Here is a 22,990-nt window from a genome sequence, read left to right on the forward strand (position 1 = left end):
TGGAGTACGCTGCGCTTAAAAGCTGCGGGGCGCCTTGCCTCGCTCTAGCTCGCTCGCTCTCGAGTTGTGGGAGGCTGGAATCGCTAGATCGAAAGCATTGCGGTTGATTGGTCCGATTTTTATGCAAAAAGGCGGGCTGTTGCGAGGTATTCGCTTCAAATGCTTGCTTCAAGGGGCTAGGCTGCAAAGCGTTCGCGCATTGGCTGCCCGCTTTGTTGCGCGGAGCCTGCCCATGGAGTGAACCGCGATGGATGTTTGCTACGCGACGTCAACAGGCCCAAAAACAAGAATCTGCCGATGACCGATCTTTCCAGTTCGCAAGGTTTGGCTTTCCCCACTATTCCCGCTGCCGAGGGGCGTTTTTTCCGCCCGCCGCTGCCGGCTGGCTATATAACCCGCCCGCGCTTGTGTGAGCGCCTGGTCGCCGGGTTGTCTGGCCGCCTTCTGTTGTTCACCGCCCCCGCCGGTTTTGGCAAAAGCTCCCTGGCCATCGAGTTCTGCGAGCGTTTGCCTAATCATTGGCAAAGCCTGTGGCTGGGCCTCAGCCAGATGGACAGCGACCCCGGGCGCTTTCTCGAACGCCTGGTCATGGGCCTGCAACGCTGTTTCCCCGGTCTGGGCGAAGAAGCCCTCGGCCTGCTCAAACTGCGTCAGCGCCATCAGCCCTTCGCCTTTGAGGAGTGGCTCGACGGCTTGCTCGATGACTTGACCCACCGCCTGGACCCGGCCTCGCCGCTGTTGCTGGTGCTGGACGATTACCACCTGGCCCAAGGCCCGGTGCTGGACCGTTGCTTACAGTTTTTCCTCAACCATTTGCCGGCCGGCTTGCTGTTGCTGGTCACCAGCCGGCAACGCCCGAATTGGCACCTGGCGCGTTTGCGTCTGTCGCGGCAGTTGCTGGAGTTGCAGGAACAGGACCTGCGCCTGACCGACGTCGAGTCCAGCCAGTTGTTGGAAAGCCAGGGCGTGAATTTGCAGGGCGAGGCGCTGGATAACCTGCTGCAACGCAGCGAAGGCTGGGTGGCCGGTTTACGCCTGTGGATGCTCGCGGCCAGCGAAGGCGGCGATGCGCAGAACTGGGGGCATTCGCTGGACGGCGCCGATGGCCTGATCCGCGATTACCTGTTGGAAGAAGTAATCGAAAGCCAGAGCGCCGAGGTGCAGGAGTTTCTCTACGAAACGGCCTTCCTCGAACGCTTCTGCGTGGAACTGTGCGACGCCGTGCGCGACAGCCATGACAGCGCGACCATCCTTCAGCATTTGCAGGCGCACCAAGTATTTCTGGTGCCGCTGGATGAGCACGGGCGCTGGTTCCGTTATCACCATCTGTTCTCTGATTTGCTGCGGGCGCGCTTGCCGGTTTCCTTGAGCCAGCCAGCCGCCAAGCTGCATTTGCGTGCGTGCCGTTGGTTCAGCGGCCAGGGCCTGCTCGACGAAGCCATCGAACAGGCGCTGCGTGCCGGCCAGCCGGATGTGGCGGCGAGCCTGGTGCAGAACCTGTCGGAAGAGCAACTGCTCGGCGAGCAGAACGTGGCCATGTTGCTGCGCTGGAAAATGGACTTGCCGGAAAGCCTGCTGAGCAGCTCGCCGCGTTTGATCGTGTTGTATGCCTGGGCGTTGGCCCTGGCCTGTCAGCTGGATGCCGCCGAAGAGTTGGCCAGCCAATTGGCGCGTTTTCTCCCGGCGCCCAATGCCCGTGCGCAGCGCTCGATGATTGGCCAATGGCTGGCGTTGAGCGGGGTGATTGCCCGGGGCCGCGGCGACAGTGCGTTGGCCGAGCGCTATTGCAGCGAAGCCTTGTCGGCCTTGCCGCAGGAACGCTGCGGGCAGCGCCTGATGTGCCTCTCGACCCTGGCTAACCTGGCCATCGTGCGCAACGACCTGTGGCGTGCGCGCGGGCTCAATCGCGATGCGCTTGAGTTGGCGCAGCGTTACGGCAATCCCTTGTTTGAAGCGCTCGCTTACTACGACCGCGCGCGGGTGTTGCAGGCCCGTGGCGAGGTGCTGCGTGCCCAGGAAGAAGTGCGTCATGGCCTGGAGTGCATGCGCGGGTTGTCGCCGCAACGCCTCTACGCGGTGCGTGCGCGGCTGACGCTGTACGACGGTTATTTGCTGACCCTGCGCCTGCAACCGGAAGCCGGTCGTGCGCGGTTGTTGGCCGGTATCAGCGAGGCGCGTGCGTGCCGCGATACCAGCGTGTTGATCGGTCATTGCGTGCTCGCCACCATCGAGGGCCGCAGCGGGCGCTTTAACGAAGCGTTCGCCCAACTTGCCGAAGCCGAACGGCTGATGCATATCTGGGACGTGCCGGCGATTTACTACCTGGCGATGATCACCCTGGTGAAATGCGAGCTGTGGCTGATGCGCGGGCAAACCGAGTTGGCTGGCGACTGGCTTTATCGTTTGGCCAGCACGTACAGCGGTGAGCAGGCGGCCGCCGCACCGGAGTACAACCCGCAACTGCCGCTGCATATCGAAATGCAGCAGGCGGTGCTAGAGCGCTTGCTCGGCAAACCCGCCGATGCAGAGCGTCGTTTGCGGTCACTTACCGCGCGGGCACAAAGCGTAGGCGGGCAGTTGATGGGTGGTTTTGCCCAGGTGCACCTGACCTTGCTGTTGCTCGACCAGGGCCGTGACCGTGAGGCGCAGCATCAGTTGTTCAGCAGCCTGGAGTCGGCCATTGGCGGTGGGTTGTTGCCGTTCAACGAGCTGGTGCAAAAGCGCCCGCAATGGCTGCGTGAACAACTGCAACCGCGCCCGGCGTGCCCGTTGCGTGAACGGTTGTTGAGCCTGTTGCCGGAGTTGGATGACGACGACGAGGAGGCGGGTGAGGTGATAGACACCAGCATCCACACCGAAGCGCTGAGTAGCCGCGAATTGGCGGTGCTTAAACTGATCGCTCAGGGGTGCTCCAATCAGGAGATCAGCGAGCAGCTGTTTATCTCGCTGCACACGGTTAAAACCCATGCACGGCATATCAACAGCAAGCTGGGGGTTGAGCGTCGGACTCAGGCGGTGGCTAGGGCCAAGGCGTTGGGGGTGTTGAGATAGCTTCCCCGTCGATCACGTTTCTCCTGCACCAGCCTGGATCCCCGCCTGCGCGGGGATGACGGTGATTGGGTTAAAACCCGCGTCGTCCTCGCGAAGGCGGGGACCCAGACTTTTCCGCCGAGCACTTTTCTCTGGTAGCAGCCTGGATTCCGAATCGTGGGACCGCCGCCTGCGCGGGGATGACGGTGCAAAGGGTTACGGAGCGGTCAGATCCAGTTTCTTGGCTGCAGGCTTTTCCGCCACCGGCAGCGCCAATTGTTTTTCCACATCCGCCTGAATCACCAATAGCACCGGCAGCAGTTCATTCATGCTGGCGCGCACTTCGCTGTACGGGTGTTTCTGCGCTAGCTCGTCAATACGTGCCAACACTTGCGGGCGCACCTGGGCGTTCAGGTGCACGAACAGTTCGGGCAGTTGCTTGCTCAATTCAGCGGCGTACAGCGCCAGGTCTTCGCGGCCGAATTGTTTGGTCAGGCCCAGGTAATCCAGCGCGCTGGAGGTGAGCATGGCGGCCGCTTCCTTGGTGTCTTGCAGGCCTTGCAGGCGCACTGGGTTGCTTTGCTCGGGCTGCGAGAGGGTCATCCAGAATTCGGTGGTGAGGGTGAACAACACCGCTTGCTGGCGCAGCGAGTAGGTCATCAGGCCCAGCGCTTCGGCGCCGTAAGGTTGCTGCGCGGCGTGGAAGTCGAAGTACAGGCGCATCAGCTCCTTGAGTTGAAATAACAACTCGCGGGCTTCGTTTTGCCGCAACTCCAGCGGCGCATAGATATTAAGCTGCGGGCGAAAGTTTTCTTCGCTGACCATGCGCTGGTAAATGGGCCCGGTGAACTCGCCGCTGCGCCGGGGCAGGGCGTTGGCCTGGGTGCTGTCGACCTTCTGCAGCGCCTCCACCAATTGATGGTAATCGCGGCTGCTCCAGGGTTTCTGGATGTCGGGAATTTTCTGCCCCAGGTAGAACAGGTCGGCAGCTGGCGCTGTGCGCGCAACAACCAACAAAAGGATGGCCAGCGGCCAGAGCAGGCGGCGTGTTAGCTTCATCGACAGGGCGTTCCGGCAGGTTTTCTTATTGGAATGGGTGCAAGAGTACCCAGCGCCACCGGCCCCGTCACCCAGCAGAGGTTGGGTCGTTCAAGGAGCGTGCAATGGAAGCGGAAAAGGCCGTGCAAGGCGCCGTATTGGCGGTGTTCGAAGACCTCGGCGGTTACGGCGCCGCCCTTCGCCAGCAGGGCGACGTGGCAGATGGGCCGTTGGTGGGCCATCTGCAGCGCATCAATATTCAGCTCACGGCCATCCCGGTATTTGCCCGTAAAGGCTTGGCCGACACCACGGTCAACGACTTGTTGGCGGCGGCTACTGTGTCGCGCCGTACCTTCTACAAATACTTCGATAACAAGATGGATGTGCTCGAAGGCATTTACCAGACTGCCGTGATTCTGCTGCTGGCGCGCTTTCGCGATATGCAGCACGGCGCCGGCAGCCCGCAGGAGTGGCTGCGCAATATGGTGGGGTGTTTCTTCGACTATCACTCGGCGGTCGGGCCGATCATTCGTCTGATGCAAGAAGAGGCGCTGCGCGTTGATTCGCCCCTGGCCCGGCATCGCCAGCGCGCCCATGTGGAGATGACGGCGCTGTTGGTGGAGCGACTGGAACACGACGGCAACCGCCGCGACCCGCTGACTTATCGCGCGCTGATCTGGGCGTTGGAAACCACCTCGCTGGAGTTACTCGGGCGCAACGCCGCGCGGGTAGAAATCGAACACGCCAAGGCGGTACTCAGCGACTTGCTGATCGCTGCGCTGTGCCCCGTCACAACCTAGGTTGGGCGCAGGCGGTCGGCCTGCATGTTTTGATGCGTGGACCTATAACAAGATTGTCGAGGTTCCCGCATGACTGCTTTCAGCCTGACGCTGACGCCCCCTCTGGCGGTCGGCCTTGCCCGTTTGGGTTTCGGCGCTTTGCCCCTCGAACGGCTTAAAACCCGTTACGCCAATGCCGATGCCGGCTCGCGGTTTATCGAGCTGGACGGCTTCAACGTGCATTACCGCGACGAAGGCACGCGGGACAAACCAGCGCTGGTTCTGATTCACGGCGTGGTGGCTTCGTTGCATACCTGGGACGGCTGGATCAGCGCGTTTGCCGATCAGTACCGCATCATTCGCTTCGACGTACCGGGCTTTGGCCTGACCGGCCCCGCGCGTGACGGCGAGTACAGCGCCGAGCGCATGGTGAAAATCTTCAGCCTGTTGCTCGACCATTTGGGCGTGAACAAGGCGGTGGTCGCGGGTAATTCCCTGGGCGGTTACATCGCCTGGAACTTCGCCCTGGCGCAGCCGCAGCGGGTGGAGAAATTGATACTGATCGACCCAGCCGGTTACCACATGCAGAAAGTGCCGCTGATGATCGCCGCTGCCGCGTTGCCGGGCGCGACCTGGGCCATGCCGATGTGGATGCCGCGTGCACTGATCGCGCAGGGCATCAAGGAAGTGTATGGCGAGCCGGGGAGGATCAAGCCCGGCGTGGTGGACCGCTATTACGACTTGAGCCGCCGCCCCGGCAACCGTCGGGCGATGATGGATATCTTCCGTGTGCTGCTGAAAGTGAATCGCGAAGAACTGCACGGCACACCGACGCGCGTGGCGCAGCTCACCACGCCCACGCTGCTGATGTGGGGCGACCGCGACCGCTGGATTTCGCCCAAGCATGTACCGCTGTGGCAGCGTGATGTACCGGGGATTCAGGTGAAGACGTACCCCGGGGTTGGGCATATTCCGATGGAGGAAATTCCGGAGCAGAGTGCGGCGGATGCGTTGCGCTTTCTACAAGGTTGAATGCCTTTTCCAGGTTGCCCTCTCCCCAGCCCTCTCCCGTAAACGGGAGAGGGGGCTTGAATGGTGTAAGACGCCGGTTCGCGAATTAGCTCCCCTCGCCCGCTGGCGGGAGAGGGGCTGGGGGAGAGGGCAGCAGGCGCCGCCAATCTAAACCCTAAGGCTCAATCGCCACCGGCACCGACTTCACCCACCCACGCAAACTCAAATACAGACTGCGATCCGGCCCGCTGTCGACCAACTTGCCGCGCTCAACATAACGGTTGTCGCCCAGTTGATAACGCAAGGTGCGTTCAGGGTTGGGGTTGCTGGCGAAGTGTTGGGTTTGCCAGTCCAGCAACAGCACCCGTACGGTTTCCTGCACCCCGGCCAGCACGGCGGCTTGATAGGGTTTGCCTTGTTCAGCAGCCCAGTCGCTCAGGCATTCATCACAGTTCAGCGGCGCGCTGTGCACCTCGATACGGCCTTGGTAAAGCTGGCTGCGGCCGAGCATCAGCTGCACTTCACTGATCACCTTCACGCTGTGCATATCCTGGCTCAGCATGGCCTGGGGGGCGATGTTGAGCATCAGTGCGGCAGCCGAGGTACTCGGGCGACCGGCTTTGGCGAAGGCTTCTTCAAACGCCTTGCTGTACCAGCCATCGAGATTCTGCCCGGCGATGGCCTCACGCAGCGGCGCCACGCGTTTTTCTGCCTCGGCTTTGGCGCGGGTCTGGGTAGCGTTCTGGTTAATCTGCGCCACGATGAGGCTGCCCAGCACCATGCCCGCAGCAACGCCAGCGGCATTGCCACCGGGTGTGCTGTTGGCGGCGTTCTGCGTGGCCATGTTCAGGTTGGCAGACGTCCCCAGACCGTTTTGCACCATCGCGCTGCCGTCCAGCAGTTGTTCGCCGCTGATCAGGCGTTCACTGCCAGGCGCTACCTGCACATAGAAGGGCTGGTTGACGTTGGCCTGCAAATCTACCGCCATCGCTGGCTTCAGCGTCTTGGTGGGGGTGCAGGCGCTGAGCACCGTCAGCGCGAGCAACAGTGCGCCGCGTGTCATGGCTGAACGGCAGAAATTTGCTGGGCGCGGAACGGCGAGATGAGGTTTTGCTGGGTCTGGTCCAGCGCCTGGTAATAGGCGTTGGTCAGGTTGGGGTATTCCGGGCCTTCGTCCCACTCACCTTCGGCAGCGCGGTTGGTAACGAAGGGCTGGTAATACAGCAGACGGTTATCGTCGAGGTCGATCACGTAGGCCGACACCACCACCTGAGTTACCGGCGCGCTGGTGGGAATAACGCTGTAGTAGGTGCGCAAGACGCCGGTGCTGGTGACAACAAAGACCACCAGCTTGTCGATTTTCTGTTCGGCTTTGAGCGCGGTGTAGTCGATTTCGGAGTAGCCGAGCTTGGCGCTTTTAACCTTTTTCATCGTCTGCAGATTGAGCGGTTGCTCCAGCACCTGGGCCTGATAGCCGCGTTCGTTCAGCACGTTAACCACGTCTTTGGGAAAGGCCTTCAGGCTGCTGGTGTCCCACTTTTCCACCTTGCTGCGCATGCCCGAAGTCGCGGCCATATTGATGGCGTACTCGAGCAGGCCCTGGTTTCCGGCGAGCAGGGTTTGCGGTGGAGGTACATCGGTGATGGCGACGCCGATATGTTCCTGCTGCTCAGCCCAGAAGGATTGGTCCAGCGGCACCGGGCCTTGAGGCGTGGCGCAGCCGGTAAGGGCGAGCAGGAAAAAGACGGGTACAGCGAAGAGGGCGCGGCGAATCCGGTCCATTGGACGGTCCTTGTATCGATCCTTGATAAGCGCGTTGGCGCTGACGTTGGCGGCTACTGGCACAGTAGTGGCCGCCGCCGCGGATCATACAACGAGCCGCTGGGGTTTTAGCCAGCGATTTTTGCGGTTGAGAACGACGTCTCGTCGGACGGCGTCAGGCGGTCTGCGCCAGGGGTTGTGCGCGTGCTGAGGCGTCAAACTCATCGCGCGTGCTGTACAGCAGATCGATGTTGTTGTGCTGCCACGGGTGGAAACCATCCTTGAAAAAATCCAGGTAGGTTTTGATCAGCGGCCTGAACACGCCGTTCTTGCCCCACATCCAGGTGATGCCATCACGCCACACGCGCCAGTTCCACAGCAGGCCGTCCTGTTTGAGCATATGGGTCATGCCGCGGAAGGTGTCGAACACGAAGAAGAACGTGCCCATCATCATGGCCCGGCGCAGCAGTTTGCGGCTGCCGCACACCTGGTTGTACACGTCGAACGCCACCGCTTTGTGTTCGGTTTCTTCCAGGGCATGCCAGCGCCATAGGCGGATCAATTCCGGGTGCGCGCCCTCAAGGTGACGAGGCTCACGCAGCAGGCCGTCGGCCATGATCGCGGTGATATGTTCCAGTGCCGCCGTGGCCGCCAACTGGCGCTGCGGCGAGAATTTTTTCTGCGTATAGCGGATGCGTGCCTGGGCGCGTTTTTCGATGCGGGTGATGTTGTAGCCCAGCTCGCGCAAGCGGTTGCTGTATTCCAGGTGCTCGCGGCTGTGGTGGCCTTCCTGGCCGATAAAGCCACGGATCTGTTCCTTTAGCGCCGGGTCGGTGATCTGGTCGCGGAAGTGACGCACCGAGTCGATAAAAAAGCGCTCGCCATCGGGGAAGAGCACCGACATGGCGTCGAACAAGTGAGTCTTGAAGGCATCGCCGCTGTGCCAATGCCGCGGCAGTGGATTGGGCAGATCGAAATCCAGATGGCGGGGGCGAATCTGCAGTCCTTCGGGTGTGGTGCTGACCATGCTGACTCCCTGAGTCGTTGCTTAACCATGGTTGTCACTATGGGTGGGACAGGCAAGGCGGCAAAGGTTGATAGCTGCCAATGTGGCAGTCATATCCGGCCATCGCAGCTATCCAACGCGTAATTCCAAACCTTTAGGAGTGGTACGGCGGCTAGGCACGCCTGACTATCCATGGGTCGCACGTCATTTGTGGCCATGCGGCACCCAAAACAACAACAACGATGAAGTCTAGTCACGATGAAGCAGTCCATGAATTTCGCTGCCGAGCTGGTGCCCATCGCCTACGCCAGCGCCCTGATCGACCTCGCTGCCGAGCTGGGCGTTCCGCGCGACGAGCTGCTGCAGGCCGCGCGGGTAAAACCTCAGGTGCTGGAAAGCCCCAATGGGCGGCTGTCGTTTATCGACTTCAACCTGCTGGCCAGCGCCGCGCTCACCCTGTGCAATGAACCGGCCCTGGGCCTGCTGCTGGGCCAGCGCCTGAACGTATCCACCCACGGCATTCTCGGCTACGCCGTGCTCTCCAGTGCCACCCTCGACAAGGCCATCCAATTCGCCCTCAAGTACTACCGCGTGCTGGGCCTGGCGTATGAACTGGAGCGCCGTGAAGACGGTGACCGCTCGGAGTTGCGCGCCAGTGAAGCCATGCCCCTGGGCGCCCTCGGCCGCTTTGCCGCAGAAGGGTTGATGTGCAGCCTGCACAGCATTGCGCAGTTTCTGCTCGGGGAAAAAATGCACGGCATCGAAGTGGCGTTTGCGTACCCGGCGCCGCTGTACGCTGAGCGCTACAAAGAAGTGTTCGGCCCGCGCGTACTATTCGACCAGCCCTACCACCGCATCAGTATTCCCCAACACTACCTGCAACGCCCGATGGCCCTGGCCAATCCGGCGACTGTGCAGATGTGCGAGCAACAATGTGAAGCGCTGCTGGCCAGCCTCGACGTGCAAGACGCGTTGCTCACCCGCGTACGCCGCCTGCTACTGGCCCGCCCCGGCGATTTCCCCGACCTGGGCAGCGCAGCCAAGGCGTTACACACCAGCGGCCGAAGTTTGCGCCGGCATTTATCGGCGATGGGCACGAGTTATCAACAGGTGCTGGATGACGTGCGCAAACGCCTGGCGCTGCAATACCTGAGCACCACGCAGCTACCGTTGTATGAGATTGCGTATTTGCTGGGGTTTAGCGATGCGTCGAATTTTCGTCGGGCGTTCAAGAAGTGGACGGGGAAGTTGCCGAGTGATTATCGGGAGGAGGGGTAGAAGTGGTTCAACGTCCATGGTCTATGGAACGTGGACGTCGAACACGGGCTTGAAAAAACCATTACTGCGCTGTCGGCGTGGCACTGATTTCGCTGAGTAGTTCGGGGTGGCGATCCAGCAATTGCAGCAGCTTGATCAATGCTATCGGTGGTTTGGTTTTGCCGGTTTCGTAACGGGAAAACGCATTGACGCCCCCGCCGAATATTTCAGCTGCTTCGCGTTGGTCGAGGGCGAGCTTCTTACGGACGCTCGCGATAAAGCTGGGGTCCACCAACGATGCATTTACTTGCTGGGAAAACGCCCGCATGGCAGTCATGACCCGGTGCGACTCTGCAAGCGTAGTGAGCGATTCCTCGCAGGCCGGGCAGTAGTCGCCGGTGACGGCCGGGATGGTGGTTGTTTCGCCTTTGTAGGTGTAGGTCTGGTCGCGGGTGTCGTGAACCAGTTCAGCGGCACCGCATACAGGACATTTCATGGTCATTGCTCCTTGAAGGACACGATGAGTAAGTCATCCACAACTGTCAGCTTCAGATACACCGCACCCATGCAGGTGCTGGGTCGGTAAACGTCTTGCCACACCGTGTGGTCGGCATAGGTGGTCATGCTTTTGTGGAAGTCCGCCGGCGTAAGGGCCAGCACTACTGCCACGATGTCGAATGTGTCGAGGCCCAACTCGCTGGCTCCAACCTTCGCACTGTTAGTAATTCGAACTTCGCCTCGCCTGAGTAATGCTTTGACTTGGGTGAGCGAGGAATGGGGCGTTCTCTTTTCCATGAGAAAGTAACCTTCTTGGTTAAATTTGGCAAGTAGGTTAATTGAGTGTTTACCTACTTCTAAGCGGCATTGCGTGCTCGATTGAGCGGCCGAATAGTTAACCCTTGAAGCCCCCATGGCAGGAACGGAGAATGCTCCGGATTACTTGAAGGAGATTTCATGAACGCCCCCCTTATCCGCGAAACCTTCCCCGTCGGCCCGTTGCAGTGCAACTGCACGATCATTGGCGACCCGGTGACCAAGAAGGCCATCGTCGTGGACCCGGGCGGCAATCCGGATCTGATCATGGCGCGCCTTGAGGCCCATGGGCTGAAGGTGGTCAGCATCATCCACACCCATGCGCATTTGGATCATTTCCTCGCTTCCGGGCAAATGAAGGAAAAGACTGGCGCCACGCTGCATCTGCATGAGGAAGATGCCTTTCTCTGGGATAACCTCGAAATGCAGTGCCGCATGTTTGGCGTGCCCTATACGCCGGTGCCGGCGCCGGATCAGTGGCTGCGCGATGACGAGGAATTGGCCTGCGGCTGCGGGGTGGCGTTGCACACGCCGGGGCATACGCCGGGCTCGATGAGTTTCTGGTTCCCGGAAGCCAAGCTGCTGATTGCCGGCGATACGTTGTTTCGCCGTGGCATTGGTCGCACGGACTTGTGGGGCGGCGATTACCCGACCATTGAGCGTTCGATCAAGCAGCGGTTGTACAGCCTCGATGAGGACGCCACGGTAGTGACGGGCCACGGCCCTGACACCCGCCTGGGTGATGAAATGCGCGAAAACCCCTATATCCGCGCTTAGCCCTCTGCTGCTCTGAAAAAGCCCGCGCCTTCGAGTGCGGGTTTTGCCGTTGGTCCCTAAACCCAAAAACGTTACTTGCATGATGCTAGTGACAAGTTATATGTTGACTGTAATGTAAGTCGAAACGCCCGCAGGTGAAACGATGAAACGCACCAGTTTGCACAGTCGACAATGCCCTGTAGCCCGTAGCCTTGAGCGCGTTGGTGATCAATGGAGCATCTTGCTGCTGCGTGATGCTTTTTACGGGCTTACCCGTTTCGACGAGTTTCAGAAAAGCTTGGGAATCGCGCCCAATATGCTCACCCGGCGCCTCGGCCAGATGGTGGAAGACGGCCTCTTCGAACGCCGCCAGTACAACGAAAAACCGCCGCGTTTCGAGTATGTGCTTACGCCGCGCGGTTGGGATTTCCGCCCGGTGATGCTCACCTTGATGAACTGGGGCAACCGCCATTTCGCCCCCGAAGGCACCAGCGTTTTTCTCGCCGAAAAAACCAGCGGCGCCGCCGTGCAGTTGCAGTTGATTGATGCCAACAGCGGCCAGCCCATCAGCAGCCAACACGCCATCACCGCCGGCCCCGCCGCCAACGACCGTATGCGTCAACGACTGGAAGCCGGCCGTTTGCGCCGCGCCCAAAACCTTCGCCAACTTCCCCCACAGGACATCCAGCCATGAACAGCGTGACCACCGCCGAACTGCCCAGCGCCACGCTGCAACCGGTCAAACCCAAACGCAGCCTGGCCAAGCGTTTGCTGCTTCCCGCCATCGCAATCGGCGCACTCGTGGGCTTGGGTTTTTATGGCAACCATTGGTGGACGGCGGGGCGTTTTATCGAGGAAACCGACGATGCCTATGTGGGCGGTGATGTGACGGTGATCGGGCCCAAGGTCGGCGGCTATATCGCCGAGCTGCTGGTGACTGACAACCAGTTGGTCCACGCCGGCGATTTGCTGGCCCGTATCGATGACCGCGACTACCGCGTGGCCCTGCTGAAAACCGAAGGCGCGGTCGCTGCCGAAAACGCCTTGCTGGCCAATCTGGATGCCACCGCGCAACTGCAACAGGCGCTCATTGCCCAGGCCCGCGCCAGCATCGACGCCACCCAGGCAGAGATGACCCGCGCCCAGGCCGATTACGTGCGGTACCAGCGTTTGGTGAAAACCTCGGCAGTGTCGGTGGAAAGCGCGCAGCGCGCCGAAGCCACGTTCAGAACGGCGCTGGCCGAACATGCCCGCGCTCAGGCCACGCTATTGGCCACCCAGCGTCAGCTCGACGTGATCGCTACCCAGAAACAACAGGCCCGCGCCGCGCTCACTCAAGCCGAGGCGGACCATCAAACCGCCCAACTCAACCTCAGCTACACCGAACTGCGCGCACCGGTGGACGGCGTGATCGGCAACCGTAAAGCGCGGGTTGGCGCCTACGCCTCAGCAGGCGCGCAATTGCTGGTGGTAGTGCCGGCCCGCGGCTTGTGGGTCGACGCCAATTTCAAGGAAGACCAGCTCGCCGAAATGCTCCCCGGCCAGGCCGTGAGCATCCGTGCCGACGTGCTGCCCGGCCGCGAATTTCACGGGCACCTGGGCAGCCTGGCCCCTGCCACCGGCGCGCAGTTCAGCGTACTGCCGGCGGAAAACGCCACCGGCAACTTCACCAAGATCGTGCAGCGAGTGCCGGTGCGTATTCATCTGGATGACGTCGACGGCGTGCTCGGCCACTTGCGCCCCGGTTTGTCGGTCATCGTCGAGGTCGATACCCACAGTAAAACCCTCGACCCCGTTGCCCAGGCGAATGCGCTGTGAGCACCGCCGCCGTGCCGTTCAATCCGGCCTCGATGACCACCGTGCAGAAGACCTTGGCGTTCGCCAGCATGTGCGTCGGCATGTTTATCGCGCTGCTGGATATCCAGATCGTATCGGCCTCGCTGCGTGATATTGGTGGCGGATTGTCGGCCGGCGCGGATGAAACGGCCTGGGTGCAAACCAGTTACCTGATCGCCGAAATCATCGTGATTCCGTTGTCCGGCTGGCTATCGCGGGTGATGTCCACGCGCTGGTTGTTCTGCGCCTCGGCGGTGGGCTTTACCCTGGCCAGCCTGCTGTGCGGCGCGGCCTGGAATATCCAGAGCATGATCGTCTTTCGCGCCCTGCAAGGTTTCCTTGGCGGCTCGATGATTCCGTTGGTGTTTACCAGCGTGTTTCTGTTTTTCGACGGCAAGCAGCGGGTGCTGGCGGCGTCCACCATTGGCGCGCTGGCCTCGTTGGCACCGACGTTGGGCCCTACCATCGGCGGCTGGATTACCGACAACTACTCCTGGCATTGGCTGTTCTTTATCAACCTGGTGCCGGGCATTTTTGTCGCCGTGGTGGTGCCGATGCTGGTGCGCATCGACGAACACGATTTCTCCTTGCTGCGCGGCGCCGACTACCTGGGCATCGCCCTGATGACCCTGTTTCTCGGTTGCCTGCAATACACGCTCGAAGAAGGGCCGCGCTGGAACTGGTTTAGCGACACGACCATTCTCACCACCGCCTGGATCTGCGGCCTGAGCGGCGTGGCCTTTCTCTGGCGCAGCCTGACGTTTGCCAATCCGGTGGTGGACCTGCGCGCGTTGAAAGAACGCAACTTTGCCCTCGGTTGCTTCTTTTCATTCGTTACCGGTATCGGCCTGTTCGCCACTATTTACCTGACGCCGCTGTTCCTCGGCCATGTGCGCGGCTACAGCGCCTTGCAGATTGGCCTGGCGGTGTTCTCCACCGGGGTGTTTCAGATTTTGGCGATTCCGCTCTACGCCATTCTGGCGGCGCGCCTGGATATGCGCTGGATCATGATGATCGGCCTGTCGCTATTCGCCTTCTCGATGTGGGATTTCAGCGCCATCACCCATGACTGGGGCGCCGCCGAACTGATGTTGCCCCAGGCCCTGCGCGGCATGGCCCAGCAACTGACGGTGCCGCCGACCGTCACCCTGGCCCTCGGCAGCCTGGCGCCGGCACGGCTTAAACATGCGTCCGGACTGTTCAACCTGATGCGTAACCTGGGCGGTGCCATGGGCATTGCCGCCTGCGCCACGATTCTCAACGACCGCACCAACCTGCATTTTCAGCGCCTGGCCGAGCACCTCAATGCCAGCAATGAAGCGCTTAATCAGTGGTTGGCACAGGTCGGCGGTAATCTCCAGCAACTGGGCATGGGCGCCGATGAAGCGGTGACTGGCAGCCTGCAGCAATTGGCCCGTTTGACCCTGCGCGAGGCGCAGACGCAAACCTACGCGGATGCGTTTCTGAGCATCATGGTCTGCTTTGTGATTGCCACCGCCATGGTGCCGCTGATGCGCAAAATGGTCATGCCGGGGGCGCCATCGCCGGATGCGCACTAAGGCCGGGCAGCAGGGAATTTTCAGCTAACTTTAAGCTCCAATAGCGGTCCGCCCAGCGGGGCGGACCACGCTTTGGGAGTACCTCGTTCATGTTTACCTTCAGTCGCCTGATGATTGCCGCTACCGCCGTTGCGCTGTTGGCTGGCTGTGCCTCGCAAAACCCTTATGACAACCAACCGCCAAGCTCGAACAAAACCGCCAAGTACGGCGGTATCGGCGCACTGGCCGGCGCCGCCGCTGGCGCCCTGATCAGCCATGACAACCGCGGCAAGGGCGCGCTGATCGGCGCCGCTGTCGCCGGTGCGGCGGGTGCCGGTTATGGCTACTACGCCGACAAACAGGAAGCCGAGCTGCGCCGCAGCATGCAAGGCACCGGCGTGCAGGTGCAGCGCGATGGCGACCAGATCAAGCTGGTCATGCCCGGCAATATCACCTTTGCCACCGACTCGTCCGATATCGTCAGCAACTTCTATACGCCGCTCAATAACCTGGCCAGCTCGTTCAAGCAGTACAACCAGAACACCATTGAAATTGTCGGCTACACCGACAGCACCGGCAGCCGCCAGCACAACATGGACCTGTCCCAGCGTCGCGCCCAGAGCGTGGCCAACTACCTGAGTTCCCAAGGTGTGGATGGCACCCGGTTGTCCACCCGCGGCAACGGCCCGGACCAACCGATTGCCACCAACGCCACGGCAGATGGCCGCGCGCAGAACCGCCGTGTAGAGGTCAACCTCAAACCGCTGCCTGAAGCGCAACAGCAGCAGGCGCCGCAGCAGCAATACCAGCAGTAACTTAGTGCGATTCGAAATGAGGCCTCCCACTGCGGAGGCCTTTTTGTTTGGTCCGCAAAAAGCAAAAGCATCGAGGCTGAAGCCTCTCCTACAGGCATTCGGCGGGCTGGGTGGGAGAGGCTTTAGCCTCGAGCTTTTGACTTTCCTACACGCCGACACTTAACCGCTCGGTCATCTTTTGATGGCAAAGCGCCCATCGGCAAATTCCTGTCTAGACTTCAGCGCAATGGCCCGGGCGGGTCATTGCTGGCCGGGTTCCATTGCCCAAGGGTAGGGGCGCCGGCGGAGGATCAGGAGCTTACATGGACGAAAACCCCGGATTTCACTCGCGCCGGCCCTGGCTACCGTATCTGGTGGCAGTGGGGCTGATGGCGGGGCTGGGCGCGCTGGTGGTGTGGCAGTGGCAGGAGCTCAATGCCAACAACCGGCGCGAACAGGAACAGCGCTTCAGCATCGCCGTGGATGATGTGCAACAGAGCATCACCGAGCGCATGCGTGCCTACGAGATGGTGTTGCGCGGCATGGCCGGGTTGCTGGCCGGCAGTGATGAGGTGAGCGCCGAAGAGTGGATGCGCGCCACCGACCAGTTACAACTTCAGGATCGTTATCCCGGCATTCAGGCAGTGTCCTGGGTGCGTTATCTGCGCGCGGCGGAATTGGCCGCGTTTGTGGAAAACGAGCGGAGCGAGGGGCGCAAGGATTTCCGCATCTTTCCCGCCGGCGAACGCGAGGACTACCTGATCGTCGATTACACCAGCCCACTCGACTGGCGTAACCGCCGTGGCCTGGGCTTCGATGTGCTGTCTGAAGCGTTGCGGCGCAAGGCGATTTACCAGGCGCGCAACAGCGGCGAAGCGGTGTTGTCGGCGCCGCTGAAACTCAAATCGGAAACCGATCAGGACGTTCAGGTCGGCGCCGTGCTCTATATGCCGGTGTACGCCAAGACGGCGCCGGTCACCAGCGAGCCGGAGCGCCAACAGGGGTTTCTCGGCGCGGTGTCCGGTTCCTTCCGTATGCAGGATTTACTCGCCGGCATTCTTGGCAGCCGCAGTGAGCTTTACCAGATCGAACTGGTGGATAACTCCGACGACGGCGGCGCCTTGCTCAGCGGCGGTTATCGCGGCAACTCGGCGTTTCAGCTCACGCGCAATATCACCGTGTTCGGCCGCGAATGGCAGCTGACCGTCAGCAGCACCCAGCAATACGAGCGGCGCCTGGAAAACCCCCGCCTGCAATTCAATCTGTGGGTGGGCCTGCTGGCCTCGGCGTTGCTCGGCTTGATGGTCGGCGGCTACCTCTTGCTGCGCGAGCGCGCCCTGGCCAATAGCGAAATACTGAGTGCCGGACTGCGTGAGCGCGAGGAGCGGTTTCGCCTGGTGGTCGAGGCCTCGCCCAATGCCATCGTGCTGGTCGACAGCAGCGGGCGCATCGCCATGGTCAACCAGCAGGCCGAACTGATGTTCGGCTACCCGCGCGATGAGTTGGTGGGCGCGGCGGTGGAAAAACTGCTGCCCGAATCCCTGCGCCACGCCCATGTGGGCATGCGCAAGGAATTCCAGAAAGCCCCTGAGCCCCGGCAAATGGGTGGCAACCGCGAGCTGTTCGCCCAGCACAAGGACGGCCATTCCATTCCCGTGGAAGTCGGCCTGTCGCCGCTGCGCAGCGGGCCGGATGTACTGGTGCAGGCGGTGGTCATCGATATCAGCGCGCGCAAGGCCGCCGAGGAGCGTTTTCGCTTGGTGGTCGAGGCCTCGCCCAATGCCATCGTGCTGGTGGACAGCCAAGGCCGCATCGCCATGGCCAACCGCCAGACCGAGCAATTGTTTGGCTACCCGCGCGCCGAGTTGCTGGGCAAGACCGTGGAAAAACTGCTGCCCGAGTCGCTGCAGGATCTGCACGTGGGACTGCGCAAAAGCTTTCTGCGCTCGCCCGAACCGCGACAGATGGGCAATAACCGTGAGCTGTTCGGCCGCCACCACGATGGCCGGCTGATCCCCCTGGAAGTCGGCCTGTCGCCGCTGCGCAGTGGCGAAGATGTGCTGGTGCAGGCGGTGATCATCGACATCAGCGAGCGCAAGGCCGCCGAAACCCGCCTGCGCGAACAGGCCGAACAACTGGCCTTGGCCAACCGCTACAAATCGGAATTTCTCGCCAATATGTCCCACGAGCTGCGCACGCCGCTCAACAGCATCCTGATCCTCAGCGAGCAGCTCAAACAGAACAGCGTCGGCAACCTCAACGACAAGCAGGTCAAGCACTCCGACATCATTCACCGCGCCGGCCGCGACCTGCTGCAACTGATCAACGACGTGCTCGACCTGGCGCGCATCGAAGCCGGCCGTGTGCAATTGAAAATGGAGCAGATGAATGTCCACGACCTTATTCAGGAGCTGGACGCTAGCCTGCGACCCATGGCCGAACTCAAGGGCCTGCGCCTGATCAGCACCCTGGAGTCGCAGGTGCCACGGGTGATTTTCAGTGACCGTGGGCGCTTGCAGCAGATTCTGCGCAACCTGCTTTCCAATGCGCTGAAATTTACCGAGCGCGGCGAAGTGGAACTATCCGTCAGCTGTGCCGCGGTGGCCCAGGAAGACGGGCGCGTAATGTTGAAAATCGGCGTGCGCGACACCGGTATCGGCATCGCACCGGAACAGCATCAGCGGGTATTTCAGGCCTTTCAGCAAATTGATGGCTCGACCAGCCGCGCCTTTGGCGGCACTGGCCTGGGCCTGGCGATTACCCGGCAATTGGTCGAAGTACTCGAAGGCACCGTGCGCCTGGACAGCGCGCCGGGGCAGGGCTCGTTGTTTACCGTGCTGTTGCCGGTGACCGTGGTGCAGAACACCCAGGTCGCGACGCCCTCTACGGCTGTCGCACCGACCCGTACCGGTCAGGGCCCGGTGTTGTTGGTGGTCGAAGACGATATGAATTTTGCCGGCCTGATCGCCGAAGAGGCTCAGGCCCATGGCTTTGCCTGCGTGCATTGCCGCAGCGGCAGCCAGGCCATCGAGCTGCTGCAACGCGAGCAGTTCGCGGCGGTGATTCTCGACATTCTGCTGCCCGATATCAGCGGCTGGCAGATCTACCGCAGTCTGCGCGGCCAGCCGCAACACAATGGCATGCCGGTGCATATCATCTCCTGCGTGCCGCAGCCGGATGACTGGAATGACACCGGCACCCGCTACCTGGTCAAGCCGATTGCCCGCGCCGATCTGGAGCAGGTGTTTACCGACCTGGCCCGTCACGAGCACGAAGAACACAACCGCCTGCTGCTGGTGGAAGACATCGACCCCGAGCGCGAGTACTACCGCGAACACCTCAGCCAATTGGGCTTTAGCGTGACGGCCGTGGCCACCGCCGAACAGGCGCGCAACGCGTACCAGAACGACGAATTTGCCGCCCTCGTCGTGGACCTCGATCTGCCCGATCAGGATGGCTTCGATTTGATTGAACTCATGTCGCGCCAGCGTCCTCTGAGCAATACACGGGTGGTCGTGAATACCGGCGTGGATGTCACCCAGCAGAGCCTGCAACGTTTGCGTCGTTACTCGGCGGTGGTGGTGCAGAAGAACGGTCAGGACCTGCAAGCCCTGAGCCTGGCCGTACAAGGATTTCTTTCCAGCGTGCGCGAACCGCAGCCCGAGGCCGTTGTGGAACGGGTCAATCCGTTGCTGGGCCGGCGGGTGCTGTTGGTGGACGACGACGTACGCAATATCTATGCAATGAGCGCCGTGCTTGATGAGCTTGGCCTTGAGGTCAGCACCGCCAGAGACGGCTTCGAAGCCCTGGCCGCTTTTGCGGAACAAACGTTTGACCTGATCTTGATGGACATGGCGATGCCCAATATGGACGGCTACACCGCCACCCGTTTGCTCAAGCAGGAGAAAGGCTGCACGGTGCCGATCATTGCGTTGACGGCCCATGCGATGAAGGGCGACCGCGAGAAATGTTTAGCCGCGGGCACGGATGACTATTTAGCCAAACCAGTGGCGCGGCAGGACCTGATGGTGCTGCTGGAACGCTGGTTAGCGAAATCGGAGGGAAGAAATGGCTCTAGCGCAGCTTAAACCGCAGTCCGGCGATCAAATATTGCTGGTGGTCGATGACCGCGAGGAGAACCTCGTGGCCATGGAAGCCCTGCTGGGTGATAGCCCCTGGGAGGTTCGCACGGTCAACTCAGGCGAAGCCGCCCTGCAGTGCCTGCTCGATAACGATGTCGGCCTGGTGCTGCTCGATGTGCAGATGCCGCACATGGATGGCTTCGAGGTGGCGCGCCTGATGCGCGGCAACCCGGCCACCCGCTATACGCCGATCATCTTTTTGTCGGCCATTGCCCATACCGAAGACTCGGTGCTGCGTGGCTACGCCACCGGGGCGGTGGACTTTATTCTCAAGCCGTTCGACCCGCAGGTGCTGCGGCACAAGATCAATGTGCTGCTCGAACACGAACGCAATCGCCACGAATTGCAGCTGCTGTCCAAGCAACTGGACAGCGCCCGCGCGTTCAATGCCTCGGTGCTGGAAAACGCCGCCGAAGGCATTGTGGTGGTGAGCGAAGAGGGCACCATCAACTTCGTGAACCCGGCCATGGCGCGCATGCTCAATGGCACGGTGGCGGGGATTGAAGGCACGCCGATTCTGGATTACCTGGAAACCTCGGGCATCCCGACCGCGTGGAAAGACTCCGAATTTTACAAGCACTGGCTGCGCGGCGAGGCGTACCGCCTGCACGACGCCAGCTTGCGCGCCGTCAGCGGCCAGGTGCTGCCGGTGGCGTTGTCCAGTTCGCCTTTGCCGCGCTTGCAGCGCTCAATGGTGATTCTGGCGCTGGATATGTCGGTGGTGCGTAACCTGTATGCCCAGCTGGAATCTCAGGCTTCTACCGATGCGCTGACCGGGCTGCTGAACCGCCGCGGTTTTCACCAGGCGCTGGAAGCCAACTTGGCGCGGCTCGATCGCAGCGGCAAGCGCATGGCCATTCTGTATGTCGATCTCGACGGCTTTAAACGCATCAACGACTCCCTCGGCCATGCGGCCGGCGACCAGGTATTGCGCCAGGTTGGCGATTTGCTGCGTTCCAGCTTGCGCCCGTACGACGTGCTGGCGCGCATGGGCGGCGATGAATTCACTGCCTTGCTCGACGGCCTGGAACACCCCGAAGACGCCGCGCGTATTGCTGAAAAACTCATTGAGCTGGTGTCGGTGCGCCACCGCGTCGACGGCATGGACGTGACCCTGGGCGCCAGTATCGGCATCGCCAGCTACCCCGAATGCGGGCGCAGCGTCGACGGGCTGATGCGCGCGGCCGATATGGCCATGTACGAAGCCAAACGCGCCGGTCGCCAGCAATACCGCTTCTTCTCCCCGGAAATGAACGGCCGCGCCCGCTCGCGTTTGATGCTCGAAGAAAGTCTGCGCAACGCCATTGAGCAGGACGATTTCGTGCTGGTGTACCAGCCGCAGATCTACCTGGAAACCGGCAAGCTGCGTGGCTTTGAAGCGCTGCTGCGTTGGGAACATCCGGTGTCCGGCACCATTGCGCCGAACGTGTTTATTCCGCTGCTGGAAGAAACGCGGTTGATTAACCGGCTGGGGGACTGGATCTTCCGCCACGGCGTGCAGCAATGCTGCGATTGGCGGCCGGCCTTTGGCGATCAGGTGGTGGTGAGTCTGAACGTCAGCCCCGTGCAATTCGCCATGCCGCAATTGGTGGAGGACTTGCGCCGCGTATTGCTGGAGTTGGGGTTGAGGCCGGCGCAGTTGGAAGTGGAAGTGACCGAGAGCGCGCTGATGCAAGACCTCGACATGACCCGCGAACAGCTCAGCCAGTTGCGTGCGCTGGGGGTAAAAATCGCCATCGACGACTTTGGCACCGGCTACTCATCGCTGGCCTACCTGCGCCACTTCGAGCTCGACACGCTGAAGATCGACCGGCTGTTTATCTCCAACATGCTCAGCTCGCCCAAAGACGCGGCGGTGGTCAGCACCATCATCGACCTGGGGCACAACCTGGGGCTGGAAGTGATTGCCGAAGGGGTGGAAACCATCGAGCAGCGCGACTGGCTGCTGGAACACCGCTGCCACATCATGCAGGGCTTTCTGGTGGCTAAAGGGCTGCCGGTGGCAGAGACGGCGCACTTTCCGGCGCAGATTGATTGGGATGTTTATCGGAAGCCGTAATGGAGCTGGCTGCGTAGAACGCCGATCTCCCGTCATTCCGGCGCAGGCCGGAATCCAGAGTTGTTCAGGAGAGCGGTGATTGGTCCTGAATTCTGGGTCCCAGCCTGCGCTGGGACGACGGTGTTTTATGAAGGGGGCGTGGTTACTTCGAAGGCGGAAACTCTTCGTGCAACCGCCCTAACTCCGCATCCTTCTCTTCCCACAATTTGTTCACCCACTGCTGGAACCCCAGGCGGTAGGTTTCATCGCTGTTGTAGTCCTTGCCGAGAAACTCCCGTGGAATTTCCAGGGTGTGGTAACGCACCACCACCTTCGGTACTTCGCCACACAGAAACGACCAGAAACTCGGGTTGCCTTCGGGGTAGTGGATGGTGATGTTGACCATCGACTTCAACCGCGCGCCCATGGCATCCAGCACGAAGGCAATACCACCGGCCTTGGGCTTGAGCAGGTAACGGAACGGTGAACCCTGCTGGTCATGCTTGGCCGGAGTAAAGCGGGTGCCTTCGAGGAAGTTGAATACGGCCACCGGCACATCACTGAATTTCTCGCAGGCGCGGCGGGTGGCGGCGGTGTCCTGACCTTTCTTTTCCGGGTGTTTCTCCAGATAGGCCTTGGTGTAGCGCTTCATAAATGGGAAATCCAACGCCCACCAGCACAGGCCAATCACCGGCACCCAGATCAGTTCCTGCTTGAGGAAGAATTTGAAGAACGGCAGACGGCGGTTCAGCGTGTGTTGCAGCACCAGAATGTCGACCCAACTCTGGTGGTTGCTGGTGACCAGATACCAGCCGTCGTACTTGAACTGCTCGCGGCCCTTGAGATCCCACTCGGTTTTTTGCACCAGCCACATCCAACCGCTATTGCAGGCGATCCAGGCTTCGGCGGCCCAGTTCAGCACCAGGTTGCACACCGTGCGCACCGGTTTGAACGGCAGCAGCAACTTCACCAGCGCGGCGATAAACAGAAACCAGCACCAGATCAGGGTATTGGCGAACAGCAAAATGGTGGCGAGTACACCGCGTAGCGGCGCAGGCAGAAAGGACAACATAGGGGCGTCGAGCCTCTGAGAAGATTATTGTTAGCCGCTCTTTTCCAGGAAGTTGGCGGTTGTTAGGCGCAGAGATTAACGATTGCGAGAAGAACTGCAAACCCGAAATAAGATCGGTC

At 61.2% G+C, this 22,990-nt stretch carries 18 protein-coding genes; 11 read left to right on the forward strand and 7 right to left on the reverse strand.

Annotation, left to right across the window (positions count from 1 at the left end):
* The first annotated feature begins 297 nt into the window (after positions 1 to 297).
* A complete protein-coding gene (locus AC0V2S_RS03745) occupies positions 298 to 3,051 on the forward strand; it encodes a winged helix-turn-helix domain-containing protein (protein WP_475508551.1) in 2,754 nt (917 codons plus the stop codon).
* 195 nt (positions 3,052 to 3,246) lie between these two features.
* On the opposite strand, the gene AC0V2S_RS03750 is transcribed toward AC0V2S_RS03745, so the two are convergent.
* Positions 3,247 to 4,089: a hypothetical protein gene (locus AC0V2S_RS03750; RefSeq protein ID WP_475508552.1), complete on the reverse strand. Its 843-nt coding sequence runs from the start codon at positions 4,087 to 4,089 to the stop codon at positions 3,247 to 3,249.
* 104 nt (positions 4,090 to 4,193) lie between these two features.
* On the opposite strand from AC0V2S_RS03750, the gene AC0V2S_RS03755 reads away from it, so the two are divergent.
* Together AC0V2S_RS03755 and AC0V2S_RS03760 are read left to right on the forward strand one after the other, a co-directional pair.
* On the forward strand, positions 4,194 to 4,868 hold the full coding sequence (locus AC0V2S_RS03755; RefSeq protein ID WP_475508553.1) for a TetR/AcrR family transcriptional regulator: 675 nt from the start codon (positions 4,194 to 4,196) through the stop codon (positions 4,866 to 4,868).
* A 69-nt stretch (positions 4,869 to 4,937) separates the two neighbouring features.
* On the forward strand, positions 4,938 to 5,879 hold the full coding sequence (locus tag AC0V2S_RS03760; RefSeq protein WP_475508554.1) for an alpha/beta fold hydrolase: 942 nt from the start codon (positions 4,938 to 4,940) through the stop codon (positions 5,877 to 5,879).
* 154 nt (positions 5,880 to 6,033) lie between these two features.
* On the opposite strand, the gene AC0V2S_RS03765 is transcribed toward AC0V2S_RS03760, so the two are convergent.
* The 3 genes from AC0V2S_RS03765 to AC0V2S_RS03775 all read right to left on the reverse strand — a co-directional run bounded on the left by AC0V2S_RS03765 (position 6,034) and on the right by AC0V2S_RS03775 (position 8,646).
* Positions 6,034 to 6,921: a hypothetical protein gene (locus tag AC0V2S_RS03765; RefSeq protein ID WP_475508555.1), complete on the reverse strand. Its 888-nt coding sequence runs from the start codon at positions 6,919 to 6,921 to the stop codon at positions 6,034 to 6,036.
* On the reverse strand, positions 6,918 to 7,640 hold the full coding sequence (locus AC0V2S_RS03770) for a hypothetical protein (protein WP_475508556.1): 723 nt from the start codon (positions 7,638 to 7,640) through the stop codon (positions 6,918 to 6,920). Before AC0V2S_RS03770 ends, AC0V2S_RS03765 begins: the two co-directional genes overlap by 4 nt.
* A 154-nt stretch (positions 7,641 to 7,794) precedes the next feature.
* Positions 7,795 to 8,646, reverse strand: coding sequence for a metal-dependent hydrolase (locus tag AC0V2S_RS03775; protein WP_475508557.1), 852 nt, complete (start codon positions 8,644 to 8,646; stop codon positions 7,795 to 7,797).
* Between the two features lie 237 nt (positions 8,647 to 8,883).
* On the opposite strand from AC0V2S_RS03775, the gene AC0V2S_RS03780 reads away from it, so the two are divergent.
* Complete coding sequence (locus AC0V2S_RS03780; protein ID WP_475508558.1) at positions 8,884 to 9,903, forward strand: AraC family transcriptional regulator; 1,020 nt, start codon at positions 8,884 to 8,886, stop codon at positions 9,901 to 9,903.
* Positions 9,904 to 9,964: 61 nt separating this feature from the next.
* Here the strand turns inward: AC0V2S_RS03780 and AC0V2S_RS03785 are convergent, their stop codons facing one another.
* Positions 9,965 to 10,378 carry a type II toxin-antitoxin system MqsA family antitoxin gene (locus AC0V2S_RS03785; RefSeq protein ID WP_475508559.1) on the reverse strand — a complete coding sequence of 138 codons (414 nt, stop codon included), beginning with the start codon at positions 10,376 to 10,378 and terminating at the stop codon, positions 9,965 to 9,967.
* A gap of 2 nt (positions 10,379 to 10,380) precedes the next feature.
* Positions 10,381 to 10,677: a type II toxin-antitoxin system MqsR family toxin gene (locus AC0V2S_RS03790; RefSeq protein ID WP_475508560.1), complete on the reverse strand. Its 297-nt coding sequence runs from the start codon at positions 10,675 to 10,677 to the stop codon at positions 10,381 to 10,383.
* A gap of 159 nt (positions 10,678 to 10,836) precedes the next feature.
* Here AC0V2S_RS03790 and AC0V2S_RS03795 point away from each other — a divergent pair, with 159 nt between their 5' ends.
* The 7 genes from AC0V2S_RS03795 to AC0V2S_RS03825 all read left to right on the forward strand — a co-directional run bounded on the left by AC0V2S_RS03795 (position 10,837) and on the right by AC0V2S_RS03825 (position 21,820).
* The gene (locus AC0V2S_RS03795; protein WP_475508561.1) at positions 10,837 to 11,472 is read left to right on the forward strand and encodes an MBL fold metallo-hydrolase; all 636 of its coding nucleotides are present in this window, start codon (positions 10,837 to 10,839) and stop codon (positions 11,470 to 11,472) included.
* A 142-nt stretch (positions 11,473 to 11,614) separates the two neighbouring features.
* Complete coding sequence (locus AC0V2S_RS03800) at positions 11,615 to 12,145, forward strand: winged helix-turn-helix transcriptional regulator (RefSeq protein WP_475508562.1); 531 nt, start codon at positions 11,615 to 11,617, stop codon at positions 12,143 to 12,145.
* Entirely contained in the window at positions 12,142 to 13,269 is a 1,128-nt protein-coding gene (locus AC0V2S_RS03805) for an HlyD family secretion protein (RefSeq protein WP_475508563.1), read from the forward strand. Before AC0V2S_RS03800 ends, AC0V2S_RS03805 begins: the two co-directional genes overlap by 4 nt.
* A 32-nt stretch (positions 13,270 to 13,301) precedes the next feature.
* A complete protein-coding gene (locus AC0V2S_RS03810; RefSeq protein ID WP_475508699.1) occupies positions 13,302 to 14,846 on the forward strand; it encodes a DHA2 family efflux MFS transporter permease subunit in 1,545 nt (514 codons plus the stop codon).
* Between the two features lie 89 nt (positions 14,847 to 14,935).
* Complete coding sequence (locus tag AC0V2S_RS03815) at positions 14,936 to 15,640, forward strand: YiaD family glycine zipper/OmpA-like lipoprotein (protein WP_475508564.1); 705 nt, start codon at positions 14,936 to 14,938, stop codon at positions 15,638 to 15,640.
* 302 nt (positions 15,641 to 15,942) lie between these two features.
* Entirely contained in the window at positions 15,943 to 19,707 is a 3,765-nt protein-coding gene (locus tag AC0V2S_RS03820) for a PAS domain S-box protein (RefSeq protein ID WP_475508565.1), read from the forward strand.
* The gene (locus AC0V2S_RS03825) at positions 19,688 to 21,820 is read left to right on the forward strand and encodes a putative bifunctional diguanylate cyclase/phosphodiesterase (protein WP_475508566.1); all 2,133 of its coding nucleotides are present in this window, start codon (positions 19,688 to 19,690) and stop codon (positions 21,818 to 21,820) included. The genes AC0V2S_RS03820 and AC0V2S_RS03825 overlap by 20 nt, the downstream gene beginning before the upstream one ends.
* 142 nt (positions 21,821 to 21,962) lie before the next feature.
* On the opposite strand, the gene AC0V2S_RS03830 is transcribed toward AC0V2S_RS03825, so the two are convergent.
* Positions 21,963 to 22,871, reverse strand: a complete 909-nt coding sequence (locus tag AC0V2S_RS03830; RefSeq protein WP_475508567.1) for an acyltransferase — start codon at positions 22,869 to 22,871, stop codon at positions 21,963 to 21,965.
* Positions 22,872 to 22,990 lie beyond the last annotated feature (119 nt).

The organism is Pseudomonas sp. CC11G (assembly GCF_056174845.1).

Excerpts from the sequence above, each read along its gene's own strand:
- AC0V2S_RS03745 (WP_475508551.1), top strand. The coding sequence starts at position 298 with ATGACCGATCTTTCCAGTTCGCAAGGTTTGGCTTTCCCCACTATTCCC.
- AC0V2S_RS03750 (WP_475508552.1), bottom strand. The coding sequence starts at position 4,089 with ATGAAGCTAACACGCCGCCTGCTCTGGCCGCTGGCCATCCTTTTGTTG.
- AC0V2S_RS03755 (WP_475508553.1), top strand. The coding sequence starts at position 4,194 with ATGGAAGCGGAAAAGGCCGTGCAAGGCGCCGTATTGGCGGTGTTCGAA.
- AC0V2S_RS03760 (WP_475508554.1), top strand. The coding sequence starts at position 4,938 with ATGACTGCTTTCAGCCTGACGCTGACGCCCCCTCTGGCGGTCGGCCTT.
- AC0V2S_RS03765 (WP_475508555.1), bottom strand. The coding sequence starts at position 6,921 with ATGACACGCGGCGCACTGTTGCTCGCGCTGACGGTGCTCAGCGCCTGC.
- AC0V2S_RS03770 (WP_475508556.1), bottom strand. The coding sequence starts at position 7,640 with ATGGACCGGATTCGCCGCGCCCTCTTCGCTGTACCCGTCTTTTTCCTG.
- AC0V2S_RS03775 (WP_475508557.1), bottom strand. The coding sequence starts at position 8,646 with ATGGTCAGCACCACACCCGAAGGACTGCAGATTCGCCCCCGCCATCTG.
- AC0V2S_RS03780 (WP_475508558.1), top strand. The coding sequence starts at position 8,884 with ATGAAGCAGTCCATGAATTTCGCTGCCGAGCTGGTGCCCATCGCCTAC.
- AC0V2S_RS03785 (WP_475508559.1), bottom strand. The coding sequence starts at position 10,378 with ATGAAATGTCCTGTATGCGGTGCCGCTGAACTGGTTCACGACACCCGC.
- AC0V2S_RS03790 (WP_475508560.1), bottom strand. The coding sequence starts at position 10,677 with ATGGAAAAGAGAACGCCCCATTCCTCGCTCACCCAAGTCAAAGCATTA.
- AC0V2S_RS03795 (WP_475508561.1), top strand. The coding sequence starts at position 10,837 with ATGAACGCCCCCCTTATCCGCGAAACCTTCCCCGTCGGCCCGTTGCAG.
- AC0V2S_RS03800 (WP_475508562.1), top strand. The coding sequence starts at position 11,615 with ATGAAACGCACCAGTTTGCACAGTCGACAATGCCCTGTAGCCCGTAGC.
- AC0V2S_RS03805 (WP_475508563.1), top strand. The coding sequence starts at position 12,142 with ATGAACAGCGTGACCACCGCCGAACTGCCCAGCGCCACGCTGCAACCG.
- AC0V2S_RS03810 (WP_475508699.1), top strand. The coding sequence starts at position 13,302 with ATGACCACCGTGCAGAAGACCTTGGCGTTCGCCAGCATGTGCGTCGGC.
- AC0V2S_RS03815 (WP_475508564.1), top strand. The coding sequence starts at position 14,936 with ATGTTTACCTTCAGTCGCCTGATGATTGCCGCTACCGCCGTTGCGCTG.
- AC0V2S_RS03820 (WP_475508565.1), top strand. The coding sequence starts at position 15,943 with ATGGACGAAAACCCCGGATTTCACTCGCGCCGGCCCTGGCTACCGTAT.
- AC0V2S_RS03825 (WP_475508566.1), top strand. The coding sequence starts at position 19,688 with ATGGCTCTAGCGCAGCTTAAACCGCAGTCCGGCGATCAAATATTGCTG.
- AC0V2S_RS03830 (WP_475508567.1), bottom strand. The coding sequence starts at position 22,871 with ATGTTGTCCTTTCTGCCTGCGCCGCTACGCGGTGTACTCGCCACCATT.